Genomic DNA, 23,967 nt, shown 5'->3' on the forward strand with positions numbered 1-23,967 from the left:
CGCGCTACGCCTCCAGCACGCGCTGCGCGGCGGCGCGGGAGCGGCGGCCGGTGCGCAGGTACTCGTCGAGGAACTCCCCCGGGTCGTCGCGCCCGAGCAGCCGGACCACCCCGGCCAGCTCCACCCCGTGCCGGGGTAGCTGGTCGCCGGCCCGGCCCCGGACCAGCATCAACGCGTTGCGGACCTGCGCGGCCAGGGACCACCCGGCGGCCATCTCGGCGGCGTCCGCCGGGTCGATCAGGCCGGCCCGCTCGGCGGCCGCGAGGGCATCGAGGGTACGCGTGTCGCGCAGCGACGGGACCGCGCCCGCGTGCCGGAGCTGGACGAGCTGCACCGCCCACTCCACGTCGGCGAGCCCGCCCCGGCCCAGCTTGGTGTGGGTGGCCGGGTCGGCGCCGCGCGGCAGCCGCTCGGTCTCCACCCGGGCCTTGATCCGGCGGATCTCGACGACCTGCTCACGGGTCAGCCCACCGGCCGGGTACCGCACCGGGTCGATCATCGTCTCGAACTCGGCGCCCAGGTCGGCGTCGCCGCAGACGAACCGGGCCCGCAGCAGGGCCTGCGCCTCCCACACCCGCGACCAGCGGGCGTAGTACTGCGCGTACGCGGCGAGACTGCGTACCAGCGGGCCCTGCCGCCCCTCGGGGCGCAGGTCGGCGTCGACGCCGAGCGGCGGGTCCGAGGCGGGTACGCCGAGCAGCCGCCGCAGTTCCTCGGCGATCGCGTGCGCCGCGGCGCTGGCGGCGCTCTCGCTGGCCCCGGCGGGCGGGTCGTAGACGAAGAGCACGTCGGCGTCGGAGAGGTAGTTCGACTCGTACCCGCCGAGCCGCCCCACGCCGATCACGGCGAACCGCAGACCCTCCGGGGCCGGCTGGCTCGCCCGGGCGGCGCGCAGCGCGGCGGCCAACGTGGCGTCGGTGACGTCGGCGAGCGCCGTGCCGACCTCGGTGATGTCGACAAGCCCGCGGGCGGGCCGGTTCGCGCCGTCCGGCCGACTCGGGGCGGGTGCGAGCGCGCCGGCCCGGCAGAGCACGTCCGCGCAGGCCACCCGGACCAGTTCCCGACGACGCAGCGCCCGCACCGCGCGGGTCGCCTCGACCGGGTCGGTGTGCCGGGCCGCCGCCGCGAGGAACCCCTCCCGGAGCACCTCGGGCGGACGGGGCGCCAGCTCGTTCTCCTCGGCCAGCAGCCGCAGCGCCTCCGGGTCGCGGGCGAGCAGATCGGCGACGTACCGGGACAGGGCCAGGACCCGGGCCAACCGCCGGGCCACCGGGCCGCCGTCACGCAGCAGCCGCAGATACCAGGGGGTGCTGCCCAGCTTGTCGGACACCTTGCGGTAGTTGAGCAGCCCCCGGTCCGGCTCCGGCGCGTCGGCGAACTCGCTGAGCAGCACCGGCAGCAGTGTCCGCTGGATGGCCGCCGTGCGACTCACCCCGCCGGTGAGCGCCTCCAGGTGGCGCAGCGCCCCGGCCGGGTCGGCGAAGCCGAGGATCTCCAGCCGGTGCCGGGCCGCCTCCGGGGTGAGTCGCAACCCGTCGGCCGGCACCCGGGCCACCGACTCCAGCAGCGGCCGGTAGAGCAGTTTGGCGTGCAGTCGGCGTACCTCGGCGGCGTGGGTGACCCACTCGGCCCGGAAGCTCTCCACGGCGCTGCGCCCCGGCGTGGCCGTGAAACCCAGCGCGCCGGCGAGCCAGCGCAACGCGCCCGGCTCGCTCGGGACGGTGTGCGTACGCCGCAGGGCCTGGAGTTGGAGCCGGTGCTCGACGCTGCGCAGGAAGCGGTAGCCGCGCAGCAGCGCCTCGCCGTCGGCCCGACCGACGTAGCCGCCAGCGACGAGCGCCCGCAACGCCGGGATGGTCCCGGGTTCGCGCAGCGTCTCGTCGACGCGGCCGTGCACCAGTTGCAGCAACTGGACGGCGAACTCGATGTCGCGCAGCCCGCCAGGACCACGCTTGATCTCGCGTTCCAGCTCCTTCGGCGGGATGTGGTCGATGATCCGGCGCCGCATGGCGCGGACGTCCTCGACCGCCTCGGGCCGTTCGGCCGCCCGCCACACGAGCGGCGCGAGCTGGTCGATCCACTCCTGGGCCACCGGCACGTCACCGGCGGCCGGGCGGGCCTTGAGCAGCGCCTGGAACTCCCAGGTGCGCGCCCACCGGCGGTAGTAGGCCAGGTGGCTGGCCAGGGTTCGCACCAGCGGACCCCGGTTGCCCTCCGGGCGCAGCGCGGCGTCCACCGGCCAGGCCACGAGCCCGCAGATGTGGATCAGCCGGGTCGCCACCAGGGTCGCCGCCGGCAGGTCGGCGTCCTCGGCCGCCACGAAGATGACGTCCACATCGGAGACGTAGTTCAGTTCCCCGCCGCCACACTTGCCCATCGCCACGACCGCGAGCCGGGGCCGCTCGGTGCCCTCCGCCAGCTCGGTCACGGCGATCTCGTACGCCGCGGCAAGCGTCGCGTCGGCAAGCGCCGACAGCGCGCCCATCGTCTGCTCCAGGCCGCGCCCGCCGGTCAGGTCGGCCGCCGCGATCCGCAGCAGTGCCAGCCGGTACGCGGTCCGCAGCGCCGCCACCGCGTTGCCGCCTCCGGTCGGCTCCAGCCGGCCCTCGGCGATCGGCGCGAGCCCGTCCGGGGCGGTCCGCAGCGCCAGGCAGTGGTCGGGGTTGGCCACCAGGTGATCGCCGAGCGCCGCCGACGCGCCGAGCACCGCGACCAGCCGCCGCCGTAACCCCGGGTCGGTGTGCAGCTCCGCGAGCAGCGACGACTCGGCGCTGGTACGGCCCTCGGCGCTGCCACCGCTGGTGCGGCGTTCGGCCTCCACGATGCGGTGTAGTTGCCGCAGCGCCAGGTCCGGGTCGGCGGCCCGGGACAGCGCGGCGAGCAGTTCCGCGGCGGCCTCGTCGGCCGGCTCCTGCTCCTCCGGTTGCCACAGCCGCAGCCCGTCCGGGCCGAGCAGGTCCGCGGCGCGCGCGCCGCCGTCGCCCTCGGCGGTGCCGAAGCCGTACCGGGCGAGCCGGCCCGGTGCCCTGGTCGGCCGGCTCATCAGTGCCCGAGCAGCGGCAGGCCGCGCCGCACCGTGCTGTCGTCCAACTCGCCGAGGGCCAGCGCGGCGAACCGGGCGGCGAACGGCTGCCAGACCTCCTCGACGTCGGCCAACACCGAGGAGCAGGCCGCCACCACCAGCTCCGGGTCGTAGCCCAGCTCGGCGAGCAGGGCCGAATCGGTGGCCCAGTCGGCGATCATCGCCGCGTCGCACTCGATGTGGAACTGCAACCCCCAGGCCCGGTCGCCGAGCCGGAACGCCTGGTGCGGGTAGCGGGTGGACGCGGCCAGCAGGGTGGCGCCCCGGGGCAGCTCGGTGATCTCGTCGGAGTGCCACTGGAGCACGTCCGGGATCAACGGCACGTACCGGAACAACGGGTCGTTCTCGGCGGCGTCACGCCGGCCGACCACAGCGGGGCCGATCTCCGGCCCGGACGGGCTCCGCTCGACCAGCCCGGCGTGCGCGGTGGCGAGCAACTGTGCGCCTAGGCAGACCGCCAGTGTGGGCACCCGGTACCGCACCGCCTTGCGCAGCAGGCCCTCCACGGCGGGGAACCACTGTGCCCCGGGGGAGCCGTCCGACAGTGGGTACGCCTGTTGGTCGCCGCCGAGCACCACAAGCGCCGCGTACCCCTCCAGGTCGGCCGGGAGTTCGTCGCCGGCGTGCGGGCGAACCACCGACAGTTCCAGCCCAGCCTCGGTCAGCCACTCACCCAACCGGCGCGCGTCGTCCGTCGGGTCGTTCTCGATCACCAGCGCGGTTGCCACCCGTCGAGGCTAGCCGGTGCACCGCGGGACGCCACGCCCCGCCACCGGGCGGTGCGGCTGTCGGCCGTGGGGGCGGTCCGTTTGCGGGGATGCTCGGCGGTGGCTCGGGACGTGCGCGCCGGGCGTCGGCCGCGGATCAGGTGGGGTCGCTAGGCTCTGCGGTTGTGATCAACGAGGACATGGCCGCCGTCCGCCCGCCCGCGCTGCGACCGGGTGACACGGTGCTGCTGGTGTCACCGTCCGGGCCGACCTCGCCGGAGCGGGTCGCCCGTGGCATGGAACTGCTCATCGGCTGGGGGCTGCGGCCGGTGCCGGCACCGAACGCGTACGCCCGCCACGGCTACCTCGCCGGCACCGACGACCTGCGCGCCGCCGACCTGAACGCGGCGTTCGCCGACCCGCGGATACGCGGGGTGATCTGCACCCGGGGCGGGTACGGCGTCCAGCGGATCGTGGACTCCATCGACATGGCCGCCGTCCGCCGCGACCCGAAGGTGGTGGCCGGATTCTCGGACATCACCGCGTTGCAGTTCGCACTGTGGCGGGGCGCCCGGCTCGCCGGGGTGCACGGCCCCGGGGCCGCCTGGCGGGACGAGCGGACCCCGCTGCGTTCCGCCGAGTCCCTGCACGCGGCGCTGATGACGACCGAGCCGGTGTCGATCACCGCCGTGCCCACCGAGGACACCTTCGACGTACGCGTCCCGGGCCACGCCACCGGCACCCTGCTCGGCGGCAACCTGTGCATGATCGCCGCGTCGATCGGCACCCCGGACCTGCCCGACCTGACCGGTGCGGTGCTGTTGATCGAGGACGTGCAGGAACCCCCATACAAGATCGACCGAATGCTGACCCACCTGCGTCGGGCGGGCGCCCTGGACGGGTTGGCCGGCGTGGCGGTCGGGCAGTTCACCGACTGCGGCGACGGTTGGGACACCACCGTCGTCGACGTCCTCACCGAACGCCTGGGCGACCTGGGCGTGCCGGTGCTCGGCGGCCTGCCGATCGGCCACGGCCACGGCCAACTGACGGTCCCGTTCGGCACCACAGCAACACTGAACACCAAGACCAACACCCTAAAGGTGGCCCCCGCAGTCCAGTAACGCCCCGCCCTGCCCCCGGCCCCCTCCCCGCCGCCTCCCCCGGCCTCCCCCGGCCCCGCCGCCTCCCCCGGTGATCATGAGGTTGTAGTCGCTCGCCACGGCGTGTCGTGGCAATAACGTCATGATCAACGCCGGGTTCAGGCGGGGGTGGGGTGGGGGTGGTGGGGGTGGGTTCAGGTGGGGGTTTGGGTTTGGGTTAGGTGGGCTACTGCGCCGGTTTCCAGGGCGGCCCAGATGCCGTCGGCGGTGAGCGTGATGCCGTGTGGTTCGGCCCCGGGGGTGGGTAGGGCGAAGCCGTCGATCCGTCCGGTGGGATCGACGTAACCGATCCGGTTGGCGCCCCACTCGGTGAACCAGGCGCCGCCGGCCGGATCAGCCACTATCGCGTGCGGACGGGCCGCCCGGTCCGGCAGCGGCAGCTCGGTGATCCGGCCATCGGGGGTGATCCGGCCGAGCTGACCGGCGGCGATCTCCACGAACCAGATGGCGCCGTCGCCACCGAGCGTGATGCCGACCGGGCCGGCGTCCGGGGTGGGCAACGGATGCAGTGTCACCCTGCCGTCGAGGTCGATCCGCCCGATCGCGTTCGCCTGGTGGAGAGTGAACCAGAGAGCGTCGTCCGCGCCGGCAGTGATCATCGAGGCGAACCCGCCGGTCACCGGCAGCGGAAACGCGGTGACCGTACCGTCGGTGTCCAGCCGGCCGATCGTGTCGGAGGTCATCCCGGCGTACCAGAGTGCGCCATCGGGCCCGGCGGCGATGCCTCCCGGCCCGGTGCCGCTCGGCAGGGTGATCGTGCGCTGCGCGCCGTCGACGCTGAGCCGACCGATCCGGTCGTCCCCCGAGCGGGTGAACCAGAGGGCGTCGTCCGGCCCGGCTGTGATGATCAACGGACGGCCGCCCGGCGGATCCAGCGGGTAGGTCCGGACCGCGCCGTCGGCCCCCAGTCGGGCGATCCCGCCGCCGTGGACCAGCGTCAGCCACAACGCGCCGTCGGGGCCGGCAGTGATGCCGTACGGGCCGGCGCCGGGCTCGACGAGCGGTATCTCCCGAATCTCGACGTTCAACACCAGTTGCGTCCTTCCGTCGGTGAACCGCCAACCCTGGCGGCTCCGCGAGCCACGACGCAACCGATTTGACCGCCCATCCACCCGGATTGTCAGGCCGCTGACAGGTTCGCCACGGGTTGCGCCCAGGCTGGCTGGTCACTGTCGGTGATGACAACAGCGTCACCGACCTTCTGGAGGACAGCATGTCCCGCACCATCAGTCGGAAGCATCTGCTGGCCGGCCTGGCGACCGCCGGCGTCCTCGGCGTGGGGATCGCGGCCCCGACCATCGCCTTCGCCGCGGACACCCCGACGCCGACACCGAGCGCCAGCACCGCCCCGGCTCCCGGCGCGAAGGCCGACAGGCAGAACGAGTTCGCCGAGGCGCTCGCGAAGGAGTTGGGCGTTCCCACCGACAAGGTGACCGCGGCGCTGGAGAAGGTCCGCGATCAGCACCGGCCGGCCGACCGGCCGCAGCGCAAGTCGGCCGAGGATCGGCAGGCCGCGCTCAAGCAACGGCTGGACCAGGCGGTCAAGGACGGCAAGCTCACCCAGGAGCAGGCCGACTCCATCACCAAGGCCGTCGAGACCGGCGTCTTCCCCGGCCTCGCCGGTCACCGCGGTCCAGGCGGTCACGGCGGTCCGGCCGGTCCGGGCGGTCACGGCGGTCCGGGCGGCCCGGGCGGCGCCGGCGCCCCCGCGGCTACGCCGGGCGCGTAGTCCTTCGGGGCAGGCCCAGGCCACATCGGGCCTGCCCCAGGCATGATCCACTCGCTTCCCGTGATCCTGCGGTATCCACGACCGCCCGACACCCCCGAATCACGAAAACCGAGTCGATCACGGTGTCAGGCCGGCACAGGCACCAGGCCGGCACGGGCACCAGGGCCGGCACACGCCCCCCGCCGGCGGGGGCGTCAGGCCGGCGGGGGCGTGAACACGCCCAGGTGGTTGCCGGCCGGGTCGAGCAGGTGGGCCAACGTGAGCCCGCTCGGGGCCGTCCGTACCGGCACCAGCACCCGGCCGCCGGCCGCCTCGGCCCGTCGGCAGGTCTCCGCCACGTCGGCGACCTCGGCGTAGAACACCGCGTAGTTCGGCGACGTGCCGTCGGTCGCCCGGATTGCTCCGCCGATGCCGGTGTCCCCGCCGGCCCCGGTCACGCGGTACGACCCGCCGTCGGCCGAGCCCTGCTCCTCGAACGTCCAACCGAACAACTCTCCGTAGAAACGTTCCGCCTCCTCCGGCTGGTTGGTGCCGATCTCGAACCAGGTGATGGGCGTCGTTGACATCTGCTGCCTCCAGGTTTCGCGTGCCGGTCGTTCGGCCGCCGTCGGGAGCAGTCTCGGGGTCTTCCGCGACACCGTCCTGTCGGTGTTTCCGGATCACCCGACGGGGTTCCTCGCGACCGGGACGCCCGCGACCAGGACACTCGCCATCGGGACGCTCGGGCCCGGGACGCTCGGGGCCGAGACACTCAGGGCCGGGGTACTCGGGGCCGAGACACTCAGGGCCGGGGCACTCAGGGCCGGGGCACTCGAGCCGGCACACTCGGGGTGCCTCAGACCAGGCTCAGCGCGCGGACCCGTTCGTGCGGGATGTCCAGATCCGTCGGGCGGAACTCCCGGACCACCACGTCGGGCAGCGCCTGGACGCTGCGGATCCGGTCGGTACGGAAGCACCGCAGTTCGTCGCGGAGCCGGCACCAGGCGAGCAGGTACCAGTGCCGGGGGTTGCCGAGGTAGCCCAGCGGTTCGACGTCGCGCGTCGAGTCCGCGCCGGCCCGGTCGGCGTACCGGATGCGCAGCACCCGCCGCGCGGCGACCGCGTCGGCGACGATGGCCGGGACGGGCCTGGCCGGTCCGTCGCCGACGAGATGCACCCGGCCGGCGAGGCGGTGCGCTTCGGCGGCGTCGGCGGCCGGCAGCACCGCCACCAGTTTGCGCAGCGCGGTGGCGCCCGGCCCGGCGAACGGCGTGCCGTCGAGCCGGTGTAGCGCGACGGCCATCGCCACCGCCTCGGCCGCGGTCAGGTTGACCGGCGGCAGGGTCCGGCTGCGGTCCAGGACGTAGCCGCCGGTGCGTCCGGGCTCGGCCCAGATCGGCACGCCAGCCTCCTGGAGCGCGCCGATGTCCCGCTCGATGGTTCGGCTGCTGACCTCGAAGCGGACGGCCAGCCAACGCGCGCTGCGTGGCCGTGGCGACACCGCCCGCAGCTCCTCGACCAACGCGTAGAGCCGATCCGTACGGTTCATGCCCCGCACGCTACGGCCGAGGTACGACGCCCCGCAGCGACCGCCCGCACGACGCCGACCCCGAGGCCGAGCCCGCACAACGACGCCGACGCCGAACCAGCACGCCGACACCGAGCCCGCACAACGACACCGAGCCCGCACGCCGACGCCGAGCCCGCACGCCGACACCGAGCGCCACACGCCGACACCGAGCCCGCACAACGACACCGAGCCAGCACGGGCGCGGGCAGCCGCCGTCAGGCGATGCAGGCGCAGACGATGAGCGCGGCGCCGAAGTGGGTGGCGGCGCTGACCCGGGCCGCCGGGTGCGGCTCCGGCGAGCAGATGACCTCGCCGAGCTTGCCCGGGGTGAGCAGGTCCAGCACCACGAAGGCCAGCGCCATGATGGCCAGGCCGACAATCCCGAACAGCACAGTGGAGGCGAGCCCCCTGCCGAAGTCGCTGTAGCTGGTCAGGATCGCGGTGAAGACGATCCCGGCGATGCCGAGCTGGTTGGCGGCCAGCAACAGCCCCGCGTTGGCGTTGCGGTCGACCCAGATCAGGTCCCGCAACCGCCCGGGGGTGAGCAGGTCGACCAGGCCGAAACCGGCCGCCATCAGCCCGACGCCCACGATCCCGAACACGACGCTCTGCCAGGCACCGCTGAGCAGATCCTCCAGCACCGACTGCCTCCCGACTCTCCGCCCGGAGGGGTACCGGCGCGGTGATCGAGACGATAGCGGCAGCGCGCAACCGCGTCAGCCCCCCGCGCTCACAACGCCAGGTAGCGCTGCCGCTCGTAGGGGGTGACCTCGCGGCGGTACTGCTCCCACTCGGCCCGCTTGTTGCGCAGGAAGAAGTCGAAGACGTGCTCGCCGAGCACCTCGGCGACCAGCTCCGACTCGGCCATCACGTCGATCGCCTCGGCGAGGTTCTCCGGCAGCGCCTCGTATCCCATGGCACGCCGCTCGGCGCTGGTCAGCGACCAGACGTCGTCCTCGGCGCCCGGAGGCAGCTCGTACCCTTCCTCGATGCCCTTGAGACCGGCGCCGAGCAGCACCGCGAAGGCCAGGTACGGGTTGGCGGCCGAGTCCAACGAGCGGACCTCGACCCGGGCCGAGTTGGGCTTGCCGTACGCGGGAACCCGGACCAGCGCGGAGCGGTTGAGGTGACCCCAGCAGACGTACGCCGGGCTCTCGGTGATCCGGTCCGGCAGGGCCTGCGGGAAGAGCCGCTTGTACGAGTTGACCCACTGGTTGGTGACCGCCGTGTATTCCCGGGCGTGCACCAGGAGGCCGGCGATGAACGACTTCGCGACCTTGGAGAGCTTCATCGGGTCGCCGCTGTCGTGGAACGCGTTGCGCTCCCCCTCGAACAGCGACAGGTGCGTGTGCATCCCGCTGCCCGGCTGGTCGGTGAACGGCTTCGGCATGAAGCTGGCCTGCACACCCGTGGAGAGCGCCACCTCCTTGACCACGTGCCGGAAGGTCATGATGTTGTCGGCGGTGGTGAGCGCGTCGGCGTAGCGCAGGTCGATCTCCTGCTGGCCGGGCGCGACCTCGTGGTGGCTGAACTCCACCGAGATGCCGATCCGTTCCAGGGCCAGCACGCCCTGGCGGCGGAAGTCGCGCGCCACGGCGTGGGTGGTGTGCTCGAAGTAGCCGCCGGTGTCCACCGGGGTGGGCACCGAGCCGTCCTGGGGGCCGTTCTCCAGCAGGAAGAACTCGATCTCGGGGTGGGTGTAGAAGGTAAATCCCTTCTCGGCGGCCTTGGACAGCGCGCGGCGCAGCACGTGCCGGGGGTCGGCCCACGAGGGCCCACCGTCGGGCAGCAGGATGTCGCAGAACATCCGGGCGCTCTCGCCGCTGACCCCGCCCTCGAACGGGAACACCTGGAAGGTCGTCGGGTCGGGCATGGCCACCATGTCCGATTCGAAGACCCGGGCGAAACCCTCGATCGCCGAGCCGTCGAAGCCGATGCCCTCCTCGAAGGCCGCCTCCAACTCGGCCGGCGCCACCGAAACGCTCTTGAGCGTGCCCAGCACGTCCGTGAACCACAGCCGGACGAACCGGATGTCCCGCTCTTCCAGCGTACGGAGGACGAACTCCTGCTGACGGTCCACTTCCCCAACCCCTCGCGACGCTCTTTTGTCCGCCTTGGTCGGGCTGCACCCGACCTGATCGCCCAGTCTTACCGGGCCTGGTTACGCAGACGTTACGCGAACTACCGCTCGCCGTCCCCTCGCCTCCCGCTCGGCGGGCGCGCGCTCCGCCGTCGACGGGCCGACCCGCCGCGGCTGCACGCCCCTGATGCCGGCAGCGTGGCGGCCATCTCGTCGGACGGTGGCGATTGTCCGGTCGAGCCTGGGGCAAGATGAGGACATGCCCACCCTGCGTCTCGCCCTGTCCCAGGTCAACCCGAGCGTCGGCGACATCGCCGGAAACGCCGACCTGGTCCGCAGCTGGACACGCCAGGCCGCCGACGCCGGCGCCCAGTTGGTGCTCTTCCCGGAGATGATGGTGACCGGATATCCGGTCGAGGACCTGGTCTTCCGGCGCTCCTTCGTCGCCGCGTCCCAGGCCGCCGTCGAGCGGCTCGCCGCGGACCTCGCCGCCGACGCTCTCGGCGAGCTGCCGGTCGTGGTCGGCTACCTGGACGCCGACGGGCCGCCGCAGGTCAGCGGGGACGCCGAGCCGGGCCGGGGGGCCCGCAACGCCGCCGCGCTGCTGCACCGGGGCGTCGTCGCGGCCCGCTACTTCAAGCACCACCTGCCCAACTACGGGGTCTTCGACGAGGACCGCTACTTCGTCTCCGGCGACACGTTGACAGTCGTGCGGATCGGCGGCGTGGACGTCGCGTTGACCATCTGTGAGGACCTGTGGCAGTCCGGTGGGCCGTTCGCCGCCGCCCGGCAGGCCGGGGTCGGCCTGGTGGTCAACATCAACGGCTCGCCGTACGAGCTGAACAAGGACGACATCCGGCTGCCGCTGGTCCGCCGCCGGGCCGCCGAGGCGGGCGCCACCATCGCGTACGTCAACATGACCGGCGGCCAGGACGAGCTGGTCTTCGAGGGCGACTCGATGATCGTGAGCGCCGACGGTGAGCTGCTCACCCGGGCCCCGCAGTTCGTCGAGCACCTGCTCGTGCACGACGTCGACCTGCCGGCCGCCACCACCTCGCCGACCACGGAGACCATCGCCGACGGGATGCGGGTCGCGCACTGCACGCTGGACGGTGTTCCGCCCACGCCGTCCGGTCCGGCCGCCACCGGTGGGTTGATCGAGCCGGTGGCCGACGAGGCCGAGGTGTGGCAGGCGCTCGTGTTGGGCCTGCGTGACTACGTGAACAAGAACCGGTTCCCGTCGGTGGTGCTCGGGCTCTCCGGTGGCATCGACTCGGCGGTGGTGGCCGCGCTCGCCGTCGACGCCCTGGGGCCGGACCGGGTGGTCGGTGTGTCGCTGCCCAGCCAGCACTCCTCCGAGCACTCCCGGTCCGACGCCGCCGACCTGGCCAAGCGCACCGGCCTGGACTACCGCGTCGAGCCGATCCAGCCGATGGTGGACGGCTTCCTGGCCAACCTGTCGCTGTCCGGGGTGGCCGTGGAGAACCTCCAGGCCCGGGTCCGGGGCGTGATCCTGATGGCCCTGTCGAACCAGGAGGGCCACCTGGTGCTGACCACCGGCAACAAGAGTGAGCTGGCGGTCGGCTACTCCACGCTGTACGGCGACTCGGTGGGCGGCTTCAACCCGGTCAAGGACGTCTGGAAGACGCTGATCTGGCGGCTCGCGAAGTGGCGCAACAGGGACGCGGACCGGCGCGGTGAGACCGCCCCGATTCCGGAGAACTCGATCGGCAAGCCGCCGAGCGCCGAGCTGAGCCCGGGCCAGCTCGACAGCGACAGCCTGCCCGACTACGACGTGCTGGACCCGATCCTGATCGGGTACGTCGACGGTGACCTCGGCCGCGACGGGCTCGTCGAGTCGGGCCACGACCCGGCGGTGGTCGACAAGGTGCTGCGGCTGGTGGATACCGCCGAGTACAAGCGACGGCAGTCGGCGCCGGGCACGAAGATCTCCATGAAGGCGTTCGGCCGGGACCGTCGTCTGCCGATCACCAACCGGTGGCGCGAGCACGGCTGAGGCGTACTCCCGGGGGTGCCGGGTCGGTGCGGCCGGCCCGGCGCCGCCTCGCGGGGGCCGCGTGGCGCGGACCTCGCGCGGTGCAGTGATATCTCGCACTGAGCTCTGCCGTCACCCCGTCTCGCGGTGCGACGATCGCGACGGAACCCGGGGACCGCGCAGGCGGCCTCGAGGAAGGGAGACGAAGATGGTGGAGTCCACTCCGAACGAGGTGACCGCGCTGTACGGCGGACCGGTCACCCGTCGGGTCCGCACCCGTGACCTGATCGCCGCCAAGGAGCGCGGCGAACGGTGGCCGATGCTGACGTCGTACGACCAGTACACCGCGGGGATCTTCGACCAGGCCGGCGTGCCGGTGCTGTTGGTCGGCGACTCGGCCGCGAACAACGTGTTCGGTTACGAGACGACCCTGCCGGTCACCGCCGACGATCTGCTTCCGCTGGTACGGGCCGTGGTGCGCTCGACCCGGCAGGCACTCGTGGTCGGTGACCTGCCGTTCGGCTCGTACGAGGAGGGGCCGACCCAGGCGCTGCGTACCGCCGTCCGGTTCATGAAGGAGGGTGGCTGCCACGCGGTGAAGTTGGAGGGTGGCCGTCGCTGCGCCGCGCAGATCGCGGCGATCGTCGGCGCCGGCATCCCGGTGATGGCGCACATCGGCTTCACTCCGCAGAGCGAGCACACCCTGGGCGGCTACCGCGTGCAGGGTCGGGGCGACACGGCGGACGAGGTGCTCGCCGACGCGCGGGCGGTGGCCGAGGCGGGCGCGTTCGCGGTGGTGCTGGAAATGGTGCCCGGTGAGGTGGCCAAGCGGATCACCCACGAACTGCCCATCCCGACGGTCGGCATCGGCGCGGGCCCGGACACCGACGCGCAGGTGCTGGTCTGGCAGGACATGGCCGGGCTGCGCACCGGCAAGGCGCCACGCTTCGTGAAGCGGTACGCGGACCTGGCCGGCGCCCTCACCGATGCCACCCGCCGTTTCGCCGACGAGGTCCGTGGCGGCGAGTTCCCGACCGCCGAACACACCTTCTAGCCCGGAAAACGACGTGATCCACTCGGGTTTGCGGGTGTCGGGGTGTCCGTGAGGTCAGGACCCCGCGTTTTCACGAAATCGGAGTGGATCACGCCGCCGGAGCTGGCTCAGAGGTCGGTGACGCGGATGCCGGCGTGCGCCTTGTAACGCTTGTTGATCGCGATGAGGTTGGCGGTGAACGCCTCGATCTGGTGGGCGTTGCGCAACCGGCCCGCGTAGATGCCGCGCATCCCGGGGATCCGCGCGGCGAGCGCCCCGACGATGTCGACCAGTTCACGGTCCTCGGTGCAGATCAGCACGTCGAGGTCGATCCGGTCGACCTCGGGGTCGGCCAGCAGCGGGGCGCTGACGTGGTTGAACGCCGCGCACACGCGGGAGTCGGGCAGCAACGCGGCAGCCTGCTGGACGGCACTGCCCTCGTCGACGGTGAGCGCGTAGGGGCCCTGCTTGTCGAAGCCCAGCGGGTTGACACAGTCGACGACGATCGTTCCGGCGAGCGGCTCGGCGAGTGCGGCGACGGTCGCGGCGTGCCCGTCCCACGGCACCGCGATGATCACCACGTCGCTGCGGCGGGCCACCTCGTCGTTGGCCGCGCCGGTGATGCGGGCGTCGGCCGGCATCCGGGGCAGCGCGGCGATCTCGGCGGCGGACTCGGCGGCCCGCTGCGCCGATCGGGAGCCGATCAGCACCGTCTGCCCCGCCCGGGCGAACCGGTAGGCGAGGCCACGGCCCTGATCTCCGGTGCCACCGATGATGCCGACCGTCAGCCCGGACACGTCGGGCAGCGTGCTCGCGTCGTATGCCATGGGCTCATCCTCGCAAACCGCCCGGTCGGTCAGCAGCGTCAGACGCTGTGACAATCCCCGCTGCCCGGGACGCCACCCCGGGCGCCCTCGCTCAGGCCAGCTCGAACAGCACCGTACGGGCCGCCGGGTCGGCGGTGACCAGGCGGACCCGGACCCGCTCGCCGAGCGGCAGCGCGCCGAGGCAGCGGGCCCGGACCGGTGGGGCGTCCAGGGCCACCGTTCCGCCGGGCGGGCGGGGCCGGGACTTACCGTTGGGCGGGGCGTCGACGTCGAGTACGGCCGCGTCGAAGGTCTCCCCCACCCGGTCCGCCAGCAGCACCGCCTCGGCCAGCTCGACGGCCCCCCGGGCGGCTGCCGAGGCCGTCCGGTCGGTGCTGGCCATCACCTCGGGCAGCCGGGGCAGCGCGGCGCGCGCCCAGTCGGGCACGTCCCGGCCCGCGTGCAGGGCCAGGCAGACCTCGGTGGCGTACCTGTCGGCCAGGCGTCGCAACGGCGCCGTGACGTGGGCGTACGCGGCGGCCACGCCCCCGTGCTCCGGGTGCTCCGGCCGCGAGCCGTCGAAGGCGGTGTACGCCGCGCCGCGCATCAACTCGGCTGCCTGGTCGATGAAGGCGGCCGAGCGTGGTTGTGCGGCGTCCAGGCGGGCGATCACCTCGCCGGGGCCTGCGTCGTCCGGCCACTGCACGCCCAGCGGGGCGGCGGCCGCCCGCAGCCGCTGCACCGCCTCCGGTTTCGGGGCGGGCATCGTCCGCAGCAGGCCGATCCCACCGGCCAGCATGATGTCGGCGGCGGCCATGCCGGTCAGCAGGGAGATCTGCGCGTTGTGCTCCTCCATCGGCACCGGCCCCCGCAGCACCAGCCGCCAGCCGTCGCCGTCGGGCTCCACGTCCTGCTCGGGCAGCGGCAGGTTGATCGCGCCGCGACGCAGCCCCCGGGCGGTCAGCCGGTCGCCGATCTCGGGGAGCAGCGCGATCGGCTCGGGCAGTCGTCCGGCGTCGGCCGCTGCCTGCACCCCGGTGTAGTCGAGTTTGGCGCGGCTGCGCACCAGGGCGCGTTCCAGCTCGACGGCCACCGTGGCGCCGTCGGCGTCCAGGTCGATGGTCCACACCACGGCCGCCCGGTCATCGTCGGGCAGCAGGCTGGCCGCGCCCTCGCTGAGCGTCAGCGGGTGCAGCGGCACGTGACCGTCGGGCAGGTAGACCGTCTGCCCGCGCCGCCACGTCTCATCCTCGAGCGCGCCACCCGGGTCGACGTGCGCGGCGACGTCGGCGATCGCGTACCGCACCCGGTAGCCGCCGCCCGCACGGCGGGTGAGGTGCATCGCCTGGTCCAGGTCCCGCGAGCTGGCCGGGTCGACGGTGACGAACGGTATGTCGGTGCGGTCGACGGACGGCCGCGGCGGCGCGGCGGCGGCCGCGTCGGCCTCCCGTTGGGCGGCCGCCGGAAAGCCCTCGGGCAGGCCGAGTTCGCGGCGCAGCGCGCCGAAGTCGATGCGGGGCGCGAGTACGCGTCGGATGACCACGGGTCAATCCTGACAGCGTCGACGGTGATCCGCTTCCGGTGACCGGCCGACATCTTCGTCGAACCGCCGCCGGCGAGGCGCTTCCCGACGACAGCAGCAGCGCACCGCACCGCCACGACCGTCGGAGGAGCCGAGGCGGCCCGCGCTCAGCCGGTGGCCTTCCGGGCGGTGCTGCGCGTACTCCGGGGGGCTGTGGCTCGGGCGGCGACCGAGCGGGCCGGCGACTTGCGGGCGGTCACCTTGCGGGCCGGCGCCTTGGCCGCGGTGGTCTTCTTCGCCGGGGCCTTCTTCGCCGCCGCCTTGCGGGCGGTGGTCGACGACGTGCCTGTCGCCTTCGCGGCCGGGGCCTTCTTCGCCGCGGCCTTGCGGACGCCGCCGCTGGGGCGCGTGGACGCGGTCTTCTTCGCCGTCGTCTTCTTGGCCGGGGCCTTCTTCGCCGGGGCCTTCTTGGCGGCGGTCTTCTTCACGGTTGACGCCTTGGTCGCGGCCTTGCGAGCGGGCGCCTTCGCCGCGGCGGTGGTCCGCTTCGCCGCCGACGCCGTCGTCTTCTTCGCGGCGCCCGTCGTCTTCTTCGCGGCGCTCGTGGTCTTCTTCGCCGTACCCGTCGTCTTCTTCGCGGCGCTGGTCGTCTTCTTCGCCGTACCCGTTGTCCTGGCCGTGGCGGTGGTGCTCTTCCGCGCCGTGGACGCCGAGGCCCGCTTCGCGGCGGTCGTCGTCTTGCGGGCGGCGGTCGAGGTCTTCGCCGGAGCCTTCTTGGCCGCCACGCCCGTCGTCGTCGCGGCCTTCTTCGCCGGGGCCTTCCGCGCCGCCGTGGTGGTCTTCGAGGCCGGGGCCTTCTTCGCCGCCGTGGTGGTCTTCTTCGCCGGGGCGCGCCCCGCGCCGCCGGCGGCCTTCCGGGCCGGAGCCTTCGCGGCCGCCGCACCCGCGGTGGACTTGCGCACGGGGGTGGTCCGGCTCGCCGCCGTGTTTCGCTCCGCCGCGGCGGTCTTCTTCGCGGTGGTGCGCCGGACGGTCGGGCGGGTGGTGGCCTGCTGTGCTTCGGCCATCGTGGTTCCCTCCTTGGGGACGTGCTCTCGCGTGCGTCCTCGCGGAGCACGAAATACCTCGGCGCGGGACGTCCCGCGCCGTCTACTTGTCCTCCCCGGCCCAACGAGCGTCCTCGGCATCCCACGCCTCGTTGCGCTCCTGCACTCGTTGCAGGGCGTTCTCCGCGTCGGCCGCCGAGTTGTACGGGCCGAGAACGTGCTTCGCCGGACACACGTTGGCGTCCGTCTCGACCCGGTGATGCCGGGTGCACCAGTAGAACTGCCCACCACGTTCGCTGTCGCTCATGGGAATCACTGTGCACCGCGAACCGGCAGGCCGCCACCGGATCGCACAAGTCGCCGACCCTCTCCACAGTAGATATGCATCGGCCCGCCCGGGCCGAAACGGCGAAACGCGTGGGACTGGAACTCCAGAAGATGCGCAGGTGAGCCCCACTGTGGGGAGCATCTATGATCACCCGATGGCGATACCGGACTACATCGCGGGGATGCGCAGGCACGTCGGTCACGACCTGTTGTTGCTGCCGAGCGTCAGCGCCGTGATCCGCAACGACGCCGGTGAGCTGCTGCTCGGCCAGCGCGCCGACGACGGGCGCTGGTCGGTGATCAGCGGTTTCGTCGAGCCGGGCGAGCAGCCGGCCACCGCGCTGGTCCGCGAGGTCCGCGAGGAGACCGGTCTGGACGTCACGCCGGTGCGGTTGTCCAGCGCCGTCTCGCATCCGCACACGTACCCCAACGGGGACCACTGCGAATACCTGAACCTGGGCTTCCTGTGCCGGCTGGTGGCCGGCACCGCCCGGGTCAACGACGACGAGTCGCTGGCCGTGCGGTGGTTTGCGCTGGATCGGCTGCCCGAGCTGGACAAGCACGCCCTGCTGGTCATCGCCTACGCGCTGCGGGAGAACCAGGTGACCGGTTACCTGGAGCCGGGTACGACGTGGGACGACGTACCCGACTGAGGTTCACACCGGGGTCGGCGCGAGGGCGACCGACGCGGGCGCGGACCGGGCCGCCCGGATGGTGTAGGCGAGCGCGTACGGCGTGCAGGCCAGGTAGAGCATGGGTTCCACAAGCACCTGGTCGGTGACGAGGAAGATCTCCCACGGGGTGGGCCGGGGCAGGCCGAAGTTCCAGTCGGTCCAGCAGACGAGAAGCCACAACGGCGCGGAGATCCGGTCGACGGTGTCGGCCGGCATTCCGTCGGCGGTGACGACGCCGGTGCCACCGGGAATGGTGTCGACCACGAGGAGGATCACCGCGAGATCCGCGGCGACGAGGGCACCGAGGACGCCCACCCACCAGGCCGCGCGGAGGCGGTCCCGGGCGGCGAGACTCGCCGCCGCCCAGAGGGCGAGCGTCAGCCCGGCCAACCAGAGCAGCAGCCCGGGTACGGAGCGGGTCAGGCTGTCGGCGTTGGTGAGGTACAGGACCAGGGTGACGGCCACGCCGACCGGGAGCACCACGCCGAGCGCGATGCGCAACGGGCCGTCGAGGGCGTTGTGCCGTGCCCACCGCGCCGCGAACACCGCCAGCAGCACCGCGAAGCCGACCGTCAGCGTCGACCAGAGCGGCAGTTGCGCCCGCGTCGACCAGCTCACCCGCATCGTCAGCCAGGTGTAGATCAGATTCATCGCCACCGCGCTGCCGGCCACGATCGCGACGCAGGCGATCGGGGACAGCAGCAGAGCCGCCGCGGTACGGCGGGCCCGACCGCGCAGCAGGCGGCGGTCGACGAGCGGGGCGCCGGCGCGGCTGACCGCCAGGCTCGCCGCGAAGCCCAGCATCCTCGTCCAGCGGCCGCCTTCGGCGAGCACGTGCACCTCGGCGGCCCACTCGCGGCGCAGCTCCTCGCGGACGTCGGCGGGCCACCGACGCGCGGCCATTCCCAGCAACATCTCGGCGACCCGACGGGTCACCATGCCGGCACGCCCGTCGGTGCGACGACGGGTGCGGCGGGCGCGGACCGGGCCGCCCGGATGGTGTACGCGAGCGCGTACGGCATGCAGGCCAGGTAGAGCATGGGCTCCACAAGCACCCGATTGGTGATCAGGAAGATCTCCCACTCGATCGGCCGGGGCAGGCCGAAGTTCCAGTCCGTCCAGCAGGCGAAGAGCCACAGCGGCGCGGAGATCGGGTCGACGCGGTCCCGTGCGTCGATCGTCGGCCCAGCTCCGATTCCGCCGGGGAACGTGTCGACGACGACGAGGATCACCGCGAGGTCCGCGGCGACGAGCGCGCCGAGGACGCCCACCCACCAGGCGGCGCGGAGGCGACCCCGGGCGGCGAGACTCGCCGCGGCCCAGAGCGCGAGGGTCAGGCCGGCCAACCAGAGCAGCAGACCGGATACGGCGGCCGGGCCCTCGGGGCCGATGACGGTCATCAGCAGGATGACTGTCGCACCGACGGGGAGCACCACGCCGAGCGCGATACGCAGCGGGCCGTCGAGTGCGGTGTGCCGGGCCCATCGCGCGGCGAACACCGCCAGCAGGACGCCCAGCCCGACGGTGAACGCCGCCCAGAGCGGTTTCTGCGCCCGCTCCGGCCAGCTCACCCACACCCAGATCTGGGCCCGGTACATGACGGCAGCGCCGCCGAGCACGATCCCGACGCAGGCGATCGGAGCCAGCAGCAGCGCGGCGGCGGTGCGGCCGGCCCGACCACGCAGCAGGGTGCGGTCGACGAGTGGGGCGCCGGCGCGGCTGACGGCGAGGCTCGCCGCGAAGCCCACCATCGTCGTCCAGCGGCCGCTCTCGGCGAGCACGTGCACCTCGGCGGCCCACTCGCGGCGCAGGTCGTCGCGAACCTCGGCCGGCCAGCGGCGTACGGCCATCTCCAACAGCAGTTCGGCGGCCCGGCGGGTCACCACGCCGGTGCCCCGGTGGGCTCGGTGCCGCCCCAGGAGTGGCGACCGTCGGGGATCGCGGCGCGCAGGTCGGCGAGCGCCTGGCGGGCCTGCGCCACGCCCTCGGCGGTGAGGCGGTAGTAACGGCGGGCGGGCCGGCCGGCCGCTACCGGGTCGATCGCCTCCCAGTCGGCGGCCAGCCAGCCGGCCCCCTGCAACCGGTGCAGCACCGGATAGAGGGTGCCGCTCGGCAGGCCTGTCAATCGCATCAGGTCCAGCCCGTAGCGCTGCTCGTCGGGCTCGGCGAGCAGCGCCGCGAGCACCTTCGCGACCGGAATCGTGATCCGCATCCGACCACTGTATCGGAACTCTACATAGGGGTGGTTACCCGTTCGACGGGAATCCACAGCTCGGCGTCCGCCTGGGCGCCGTCCGCGGACACCCGCACCCGGGAGATCTCCGGTCCCGGCCGGCTGCGGTACGGGTTGGACGGAAACCACTGGGTGAACACGTCCCGCCACAGGTGTTGCACGGCCTGCGGAAACGCACCGGAGGTGGTGAACACCGCCCAGCTCCCGGCCGACACCGGCAGCGCGTCCAGGTCCTCCGGCGGCACGGCGCCGGTCACCACCCCGTGCCAGTAGTCCAGCTCGGCGCCCTCCTCCCGGCCGTCGGCGAGGTTGTCGCTGACGTTGACGATCCCGGCCGGCTCCTGATCGGAGAGCGCCTCGATCCGCCCGGTCGTCTCCGTGTCGATGCTCCGGATGAACGCGACGATCACCGGGTTCATCCCCTCGTGCACAAGCGGGACCCGGGCCTTGCGTCCCACCAGCGCGAACGCGTCCTTGTCGACGATTCGGTACTCCATGTCGCCGCTCCCCTCCACGGTGAGTCGGAAGGACATCCGGGGCTGGGCGCGCAACGCTGCCCGCGTACGCCGGGCCTCTCCGGGCCCCACGCCGTGCACGGCGTGGAACGCACGGGCGAACGCCTCGGCCGATCCGTAGCCGTGGCGCACCGCGACGTCGAGCAACGTCCGCTCCCCCGCCAGCACGTCCGCACCGGCGACGGTGAGCCGACGCCGACGGATGTACTCCGACAGCGGCATTCCGGCAAGCGCGGAGAACAGCCGCCGGAAGTGGTACTCCGACGTCAGCGCGATCCGTGCCAGCTCGGCCACCTCGATCTTCTGGTCGAGGTGCCGCTCGATGTACGCCATGGCCTCGTTGAGCCGTTCCAGCACCCGGGCCTCCTTCCCTGTCGAGCACCGACGCTAGGCGGCCGGGTCGGTGGCCCACCCGACATCCGCTGCCCGCATCGGTCGGGTGCGCGAGTACCGATCGTCGTGTCGTAGCCTGGCGGACTTTGGTTCCGAAGGAGGTTGCCGTGGCCGAGTATCCGCAGGACGTCGTGAAGCGTTTCCACGGCACCCCCGAACAGGTCGACGCCGGTCTGGTGGGCGAGCCGCCACGGACGTGGGAGTCCGTCGTCATCGAGGAGTACGACCCGGCCTGGGCGCGGCGGTTCGTCGCCGTTCGCTCGTCACTCACCGAGGCGCTGGGTGGTCTGGTCATCGGGGTGGAACATGTCGGGTCCACGGCGGTGCCGGGGCTCGCGGCCAAGCCCGTCGTCGACGTCGACCTGGTCATCGAGGACGCCGCCGAGGAGTCCGGCTACCTCCCCACCCTGGAACGGCTCGGCTACCGGCTCGTCCTGCGGGAGCCCTGGTGGCACGGGCACCGGATGCTGCTCAGCGCCGCCGAGGACGTCAACCTGCACGTCTGGCCGCAGGACGCGCCGGAACCCGTCCGCCATCGGCTCTTCCGCGACTGGCTGCGCTCACACCCGCACGACCGGGAGCTGTACGCCGCGACGAAGCGGCGCCTCGCGCGGGACACCGCGCACCGGCCACGCGACTACAGCCTGGCGAAGAACGACGTCATCGACGAGATCTACGCGCACATCTTCGCCGCGTGAGGCCCGCCGACGACTGCCAGCCGGCGCTCACCCATCCACCAACCGGCGGTCACGCACAGATCTTGGACACTTTCCGTTAGCGCGTAACTGTTAGCGCGTAACGGAAAGTGTCCAAGATCTGGTGGTGGGGCCGCGGAAACTATCCAAGATCTGGCGCGCGGAGGCGCGCTGCTCGGGTGGCTCGGGCGGCTCGGGTGGCTCGGGTGGCTCTCCGGGTCTATCCGAAGGTGAAGGCGTACGCCGTCGCGCCGGGCTCGCCGAACGTGATCTCCAGGGTCCGCTCGCCGACCACGCCGTCCTGGCGGACGAGCTGGTGGAGGCGGCCGTCCGCCAGCACACCGTTGCCGTCGGCGTCGACGTCGACGCCGTGGGACGGGCCGGGAGGCTCGCCGTCGAGCAGCACCCGGAACGGGATCGACTGTCCCGCCCCGGGGGCCAGCACGAGATGCGCGTCGCGGGCGTGGAACCGGAAGGCGATGCCACCGCCGGCACGGTCCAGCACGACGTTCTCCGACCCGATCGTCCACTCCCCCGCCAGCGCCCACTGGTTGAGGCCCAGGCTCGCCGGCAGGTCGTAGGCGCGGCGTTCGTCGAGCGCCGGGCCGTTCGGCGACGCGAAGTGTTCGCCCCTACCGAAACCGAGGTACGTCTCGGGCGTGCGCAGGTTGCCCCAGTCGGCCTCTGCCTCCGGGCCGAACCCCTGGACGGGTACGGGTTTCCGCTCGATGCCGAGCAGTTGCTGAAGCACCCGCTCGGACTGCTCGTAGCGGCCCTCACCGAAGTGTTCGTCCCGGATGACCCCGCCGGTGTCGACGAAGTACAGCGCCGGCCAGTACTGGTTGGCGAAGGCACGCCAGATCGCGTGGTCGTTGTCGACAGCCACCGGGTAGTCGATCGACCGGGCCGCCACCGCCCGCCGCACCCGGTCGACGTCGTGCTCGAACGAGAACTCCGGGGTGTGCACCCCGATCACGACCAGCCCGTCCTCGCGGTAGGCCTGCGACCAGGCCCGCACGTACGGCTCCTGGCGCAGCCAGTTGATGCAGGTGAGCGTCCAGAAGTTGACCAGGACGACGCGACCACCCAGGTCGGCGGGGCCGAGTGGCTCGGAGTTGAGCCACTCGGCCGCCCCGTTCAGCGGGGGCAGGTGCACGGCCATCTAGCGCAGCGACCGGAAGGCGGTGCGAAGCTCCTCGGAGAAGATCTTCGGCTGTTCCCAGGCCGCGAAGTGCCCGCCTCTGTCGAGCTTGTTGAAGTAGATGAGGTTGGGGTACGCCTGCTCGGCCCAACTCTGCGGCGCCTCGTACAGCTCGTCGGGAAAGACGCTCACCGCGACCGGGACGTTCACGCCCTTGGCGGCGAAGAACGACAGCTTGTTCTCCGCGTACAGCCGGGACGCGGAGACCGCGGTGTTCGTCAGCCAGTAGAGCGAGATGTTGTCCAGGATGTCGTCGCGGGTGAGGCCCGCCGTGGCCCCGTCGAAGACCTGCGCGATCAGGGCCAGACTCTTCGCGTCGTGGTCGAGCAGGAAGGACGCGAGACCGACCGGGGAATCCGCCAGCCCGGTCAACGTCTGCGGACGCGTCGCCATCATCAGGGCGTACGCGACGTGCTTCCAGACGTAGTTGACTTCCTCGGCGGCGCGCATCTCGTCGTCGGACAGACCGGACGGCAGCGAGCCCATGGCGTTGTTCGCGCCCGTGGTGTCGCCCTGGAACAACAGGTCGATGTCGGGTGGCACCGCGCCGGGCATGTTCGTGTGGATGCCGAGCAACTCCGGCGGCGCCTGCTTTCCCATCTGGTCCACGATGACCGCGCCCCAGTCGCCGCCCTGGGCGACGAACCGGGAGTAGCCGAGACGCTTCATCAGCTCGGTCCAGGCGGTCGCGATCTTCTCCGGGTTCCAGCCCGACGCGGTCGGCTTGCCGGAGAAGCCGTGCCCGGGCAACGACGGGATCACCAGGTGGAAGGCGTCCGACGCGCTGCCGCCGTGCGCGGTGGGGTCGGTCAGCGGTTCGATGATCTTCATCTGTTCGATCACCGACCCGGGCCACCCGTGGGTGACGATCAGCGGCAGCGCGTCCTCGTGCTTCGAACGCACGTGGATGAAGTGGATGTCGACGCCGTCGATGGTGGTCATGAACTGCGGTACGGCGTTCATGCGCGCCTCGACCTTGCGCCAGTCGTACTCCTTCTCCCAATAGCGGGCGACGGCCTGGATGGTCGCGAGTGGCACGCCCTGCGACTGGTCGTCCACCGTTTCCTTGTCCGGCCAGCGGGTGGCCGCGACGCGCCGTTTCAGGTCGTCCAGGTCCGCCTGGGGAATGTCGACCGAGAACGGCCGAATCTCCGTGGTGCCGGGGCGAGCTTTGGTCTTGACAGCCATGCGTGTTCCTCTCCGTCTAGGTTTGCGCCTC

The 23,967-nt window shown here is 72.6% G+C and carries 23 protein-coding genes; 6 read left to right on the forward strand and 17 right to left on the reverse strand.

The window, feature by feature from the left end:
• Positions 1 to 4: 4 nt before the first annotated feature.
• Together ACGFH8_RS05460 and ACGFH8_RS05465 are read right to left on the reverse strand one after the other, a co-directional pair.
• Positions 5 to 3,043 (reverse strand): bifunctional [glutamine synthetase] adenylyltransferase/[glutamine synthetase]-adenylyl-L-tyrosine phosphorylase, encoded by a 3,039-nt coding sequence (locus ACGFH8_RS05460; RefSeq protein WP_393363711.1) that lies wholly within the window; start codon positions 3,041 to 3,043, stop codon positions 5 to 7.
• Positions 3,043 to 3,810: a type 1 glutamine amidotransferase gene (locus ACGFH8_RS05465; RefSeq protein WP_393363714.1), complete on the reverse strand. Its 768-nt coding sequence runs from the start codon at positions 3,808 to 3,810 to the stop codon at positions 3,043 to 3,045. Before ACGFH8_RS05465 ends, ACGFH8_RS05460 begins: the two co-directional genes overlap by 1 nt.
• Positions 3,811 to 3,989: 179 nt before the next feature.
• On the opposite strand from ACGFH8_RS05465, the gene ACGFH8_RS05470 reads away from it, so the two are divergent.
• Positions 3,990 to 4,910 carry an LD-carboxypeptidase gene (locus ACGFH8_RS05470; RefSeq protein ID WP_393364537.1) on the forward strand — a complete coding sequence of 307 codons (921 nt, stop codon included), beginning with the start codon at positions 3,990 to 3,992 and terminating at the stop codon, positions 4,908 to 4,910.
• 173 nt (positions 4,911 to 5,083) lie between these two features.
• Here the strand turns inward: ACGFH8_RS05470 and ACGFH8_RS05475 are convergent, their stop codons facing one another.
• Positions 5,084 to 5,980: a virginiamycin B lyase gene (locus tag ACGFH8_RS05475; RefSeq protein ID WP_393363717.1), complete on the reverse strand. Its 897-nt coding sequence runs from the start codon at positions 5,978 to 5,980 to the stop codon at positions 5,084 to 5,086.
• 182 nt (positions 5,981 to 6,162) lie between these two features.
• On the opposite strand from ACGFH8_RS05475, the gene ACGFH8_RS05480 reads away from it, so the two are divergent.
• Positions 6,163 to 6,678 carry a hypothetical protein gene (locus tag ACGFH8_RS05480; RefSeq protein ID WP_393363720.1) on the forward strand — a complete coding sequence of 172 codons (516 nt, stop codon included), beginning with the start codon at positions 6,163 to 6,165 and terminating at the stop codon, positions 6,676 to 6,678.
• 194 nt (positions 6,679 to 6,872) lie between these two features.
• On the opposite strand, the gene ACGFH8_RS05485 is transcribed toward ACGFH8_RS05480, so the two are convergent.
• The 4 genes from ACGFH8_RS05485 to glnA form a co-directional block, all read right to left on the reverse strand.
• Positions 6,873 to 7,244, reverse strand: a complete 372-nt coding sequence (locus ACGFH8_RS05485) for a VOC family protein (protein ID WP_393363722.1) — start codon at positions 7,242 to 7,244, stop codon at positions 6,873 to 6,875.
• 269 nt (positions 7,245 to 7,513) lie between these two features.
• On the reverse strand, positions 7,514 to 8,206 hold the full coding sequence (locus ACGFH8_RS05490) for a helix-turn-helix transcriptional regulator (protein WP_393363725.1): 693 nt from the start codon (positions 8,204 to 8,206) through the stop codon (positions 7,514 to 7,516).
• 236 nt (positions 8,207 to 8,442) lie between these two features.
• The gene (locus tag ACGFH8_RS05495; RefSeq protein WP_393363728.1) at positions 8,443 to 8,868 is read right to left on the reverse strand and encodes a DUF350 domain-containing protein; all 426 of its coding nucleotides are present in this window, start codon (positions 8,866 to 8,868) and stop codon (positions 8,443 to 8,445) included.
• Between the two features lie 89 nt (positions 8,869 to 8,957).
• Positions 8,958 to 10,307, reverse strand: coding sequence for a type I glutamate--ammonia ligase (glnA, locus tag ACGFH8_RS05500; RefSeq protein WP_357809817.1), 1,350 nt, complete (start codon positions 10,305 to 10,307; stop codon positions 8,958 to 8,960).
• A 259-nt stretch (positions 10,308 to 10,566) separates the two neighbouring features.
• Here glnA and ACGFH8_RS05505 point away from each other — a divergent pair, with 259 nt between their 5' ends.
• Together ACGFH8_RS05505 and panB are read left to right on the forward strand one after the other, a co-directional pair.
• Complete coding sequence (locus ACGFH8_RS05505) at positions 10,567 to 12,324, forward strand: NAD+ synthase (RefSeq protein ID WP_393363731.1); 1,758 nt, start codon at positions 10,567 to 10,569, stop codon at positions 12,322 to 12,324.
• Between the two features lie 187 nt (positions 12,325 to 12,511).
• Complete coding sequence (gene panB / locus ACGFH8_RS05510; protein WP_393363734.1) at positions 12,512 to 13,357, forward strand: 3-methyl-2-oxobutanoate hydroxymethyltransferase; 846 nt, start codon at positions 12,512 to 12,514, stop codon at positions 13,355 to 13,357.
• 107 nt (positions 13,358 to 13,464) lie between these two features.
• On the opposite strand, the gene npdG is transcribed toward panB, so the two are convergent.
• The 4 genes from npdG to ACGFH8_RS05530 all read right to left on the reverse strand — a co-directional run bounded on the left by npdG (position 13,465) and on the right by ACGFH8_RS05530 (position 17,017).
• A complete protein-coding gene (npdG, locus tag ACGFH8_RS05515; protein WP_393363737.1) occupies positions 13,465 to 14,163 on the reverse strand; it encodes an NADPH-dependent F420 reductase in 699 nt (232 codons plus the stop codon).
• A gap of 91 nt (positions 14,164 to 14,254) precedes the next feature.
• Complete coding sequence (locus ACGFH8_RS05520; protein ID WP_393363739.1) at positions 14,255 to 15,685, reverse strand: RNB domain-containing ribonuclease; 1,431 nt, start codon at positions 15,683 to 15,685, stop codon at positions 14,255 to 14,257.
• Between the two features lie 146 nt (positions 15,686 to 15,831).
• Positions 15,832 to 16,731: a histone gene (locus ACGFH8_RS05525; protein WP_393363742.1), complete on the reverse strand. Its 900-nt coding sequence runs from the start codon at positions 16,729 to 16,731 to the stop codon at positions 15,832 to 15,834.
• Positions 16,732 to 16,813: 82 nt separating this feature from the next.
• Entirely contained in the window at positions 16,814 to 17,017 is a 204-nt protein-coding gene (locus ACGFH8_RS05530; RefSeq protein WP_357244995.1) for a hypothetical protein, read from the reverse strand.
• Positions 17,018 to 17,192: 175 nt separating this feature from the next.
• Between ACGFH8_RS05530 and ACGFH8_RS05535 the strand changes: the two genes are divergently transcribed.
• On the forward strand, positions 17,193 to 17,690 hold the full coding sequence (locus ACGFH8_RS05535; protein WP_393363745.1) for an NUDIX domain-containing protein: 498 nt from the start codon (positions 17,193 to 17,195) through the stop codon (positions 17,688 to 17,690).
• Between the two features lie 3 nt (positions 17,691 to 17,693).
• On the opposite strand, the gene ACGFH8_RS05540 is transcribed toward ACGFH8_RS05535, so the two are convergent.
• The 4 genes from ACGFH8_RS05540 to ACGFH8_RS05555 are packed head-to-tail and all read right to left on the reverse strand — an operon-like array spanning position 17,694 to position 20,816.
• Complete coding sequence (locus tag ACGFH8_RS05540) at positions 17,694 to 18,650, reverse strand: hypothetical protein (RefSeq protein WP_393363748.1); 957 nt, start codon at positions 18,648 to 18,650, stop codon at positions 17,694 to 17,696.
• The gene (locus tag ACGFH8_RS05545; protein ID WP_393363751.1) at positions 18,644 to 19,597 is read right to left on the reverse strand and encodes a hypothetical protein; all 954 of its coding nucleotides are present in this window, start codon (positions 19,595 to 19,597) and stop codon (positions 18,644 to 18,646) included. The genes ACGFH8_RS05540 and ACGFH8_RS05545 overlap by 7 nt, the downstream gene beginning before the upstream one ends.
• Positions 19,591 to 19,923, reverse strand: coding sequence for a PadR family transcriptional regulator (locus ACGFH8_RS05550; protein ID WP_393363754.1), 333 nt, complete (start codon positions 19,921 to 19,923; stop codon positions 19,591 to 19,593). The genes ACGFH8_RS05545 and ACGFH8_RS05550 overlap by 7 nt, the downstream gene beginning before the upstream one ends.
• Positions 19,924 to 19,943: 20 nt before the next feature.
• The gene (locus ACGFH8_RS05555) at positions 19,944 to 20,816 is read right to left on the reverse strand and encodes a GyrI-like domain-containing protein (protein ID WP_393363757.1); all 873 of its coding nucleotides are present in this window, start codon (positions 20,814 to 20,816) and stop codon (positions 19,944 to 19,946) included.
• A gap of 143 nt (positions 20,817 to 20,959) precedes the next feature.
• Here ACGFH8_RS05555 and ACGFH8_RS05560 point away from each other — a divergent pair, with 143 nt between their 5' ends.
• A complete protein-coding gene (locus ACGFH8_RS05560) occupies positions 20,960 to 21,550 on the forward strand; it encodes a GrpB family protein (RefSeq protein ID WP_393363759.1) in 591 nt (196 codons plus the stop codon).
• Positions 21,551 to 21,767: 217 nt separating this feature from the next.
• On the opposite strand, the gene ACGFH8_RS05565 is transcribed toward ACGFH8_RS05560, so the two are convergent.
• Together ACGFH8_RS05565 and ACGFH8_RS05570 are read right to left on the reverse strand one after the other, a co-directional pair.
• Complete coding sequence (locus ACGFH8_RS05565; protein WP_393363762.1) at positions 21,768 to 22,709, reverse strand: redoxin domain-containing protein; 942 nt, start codon at positions 22,707 to 22,709, stop codon at positions 21,768 to 21,770.
• Positions 22,710 to 23,936: an epoxide hydrolase family protein gene (locus tag ACGFH8_RS05570; protein ID WP_393363765.1), complete on the reverse strand. Its 1,227-nt coding sequence runs from the start codon at positions 23,934 to 23,936 to the stop codon at positions 22,710 to 22,712.
• Between the last annotated feature and the right edge of the window lie 31 nt (positions 23,937 to 23,967).

Source organism: Micromonospora sp. NPDC049175 (assembly GCF_043197345.1).
Taxonomy (GTDB): Bacteria; Actinomycetota; Actinomycetes; order Mycobacteriales; family Micromonosporaceae; genus Micromonospora.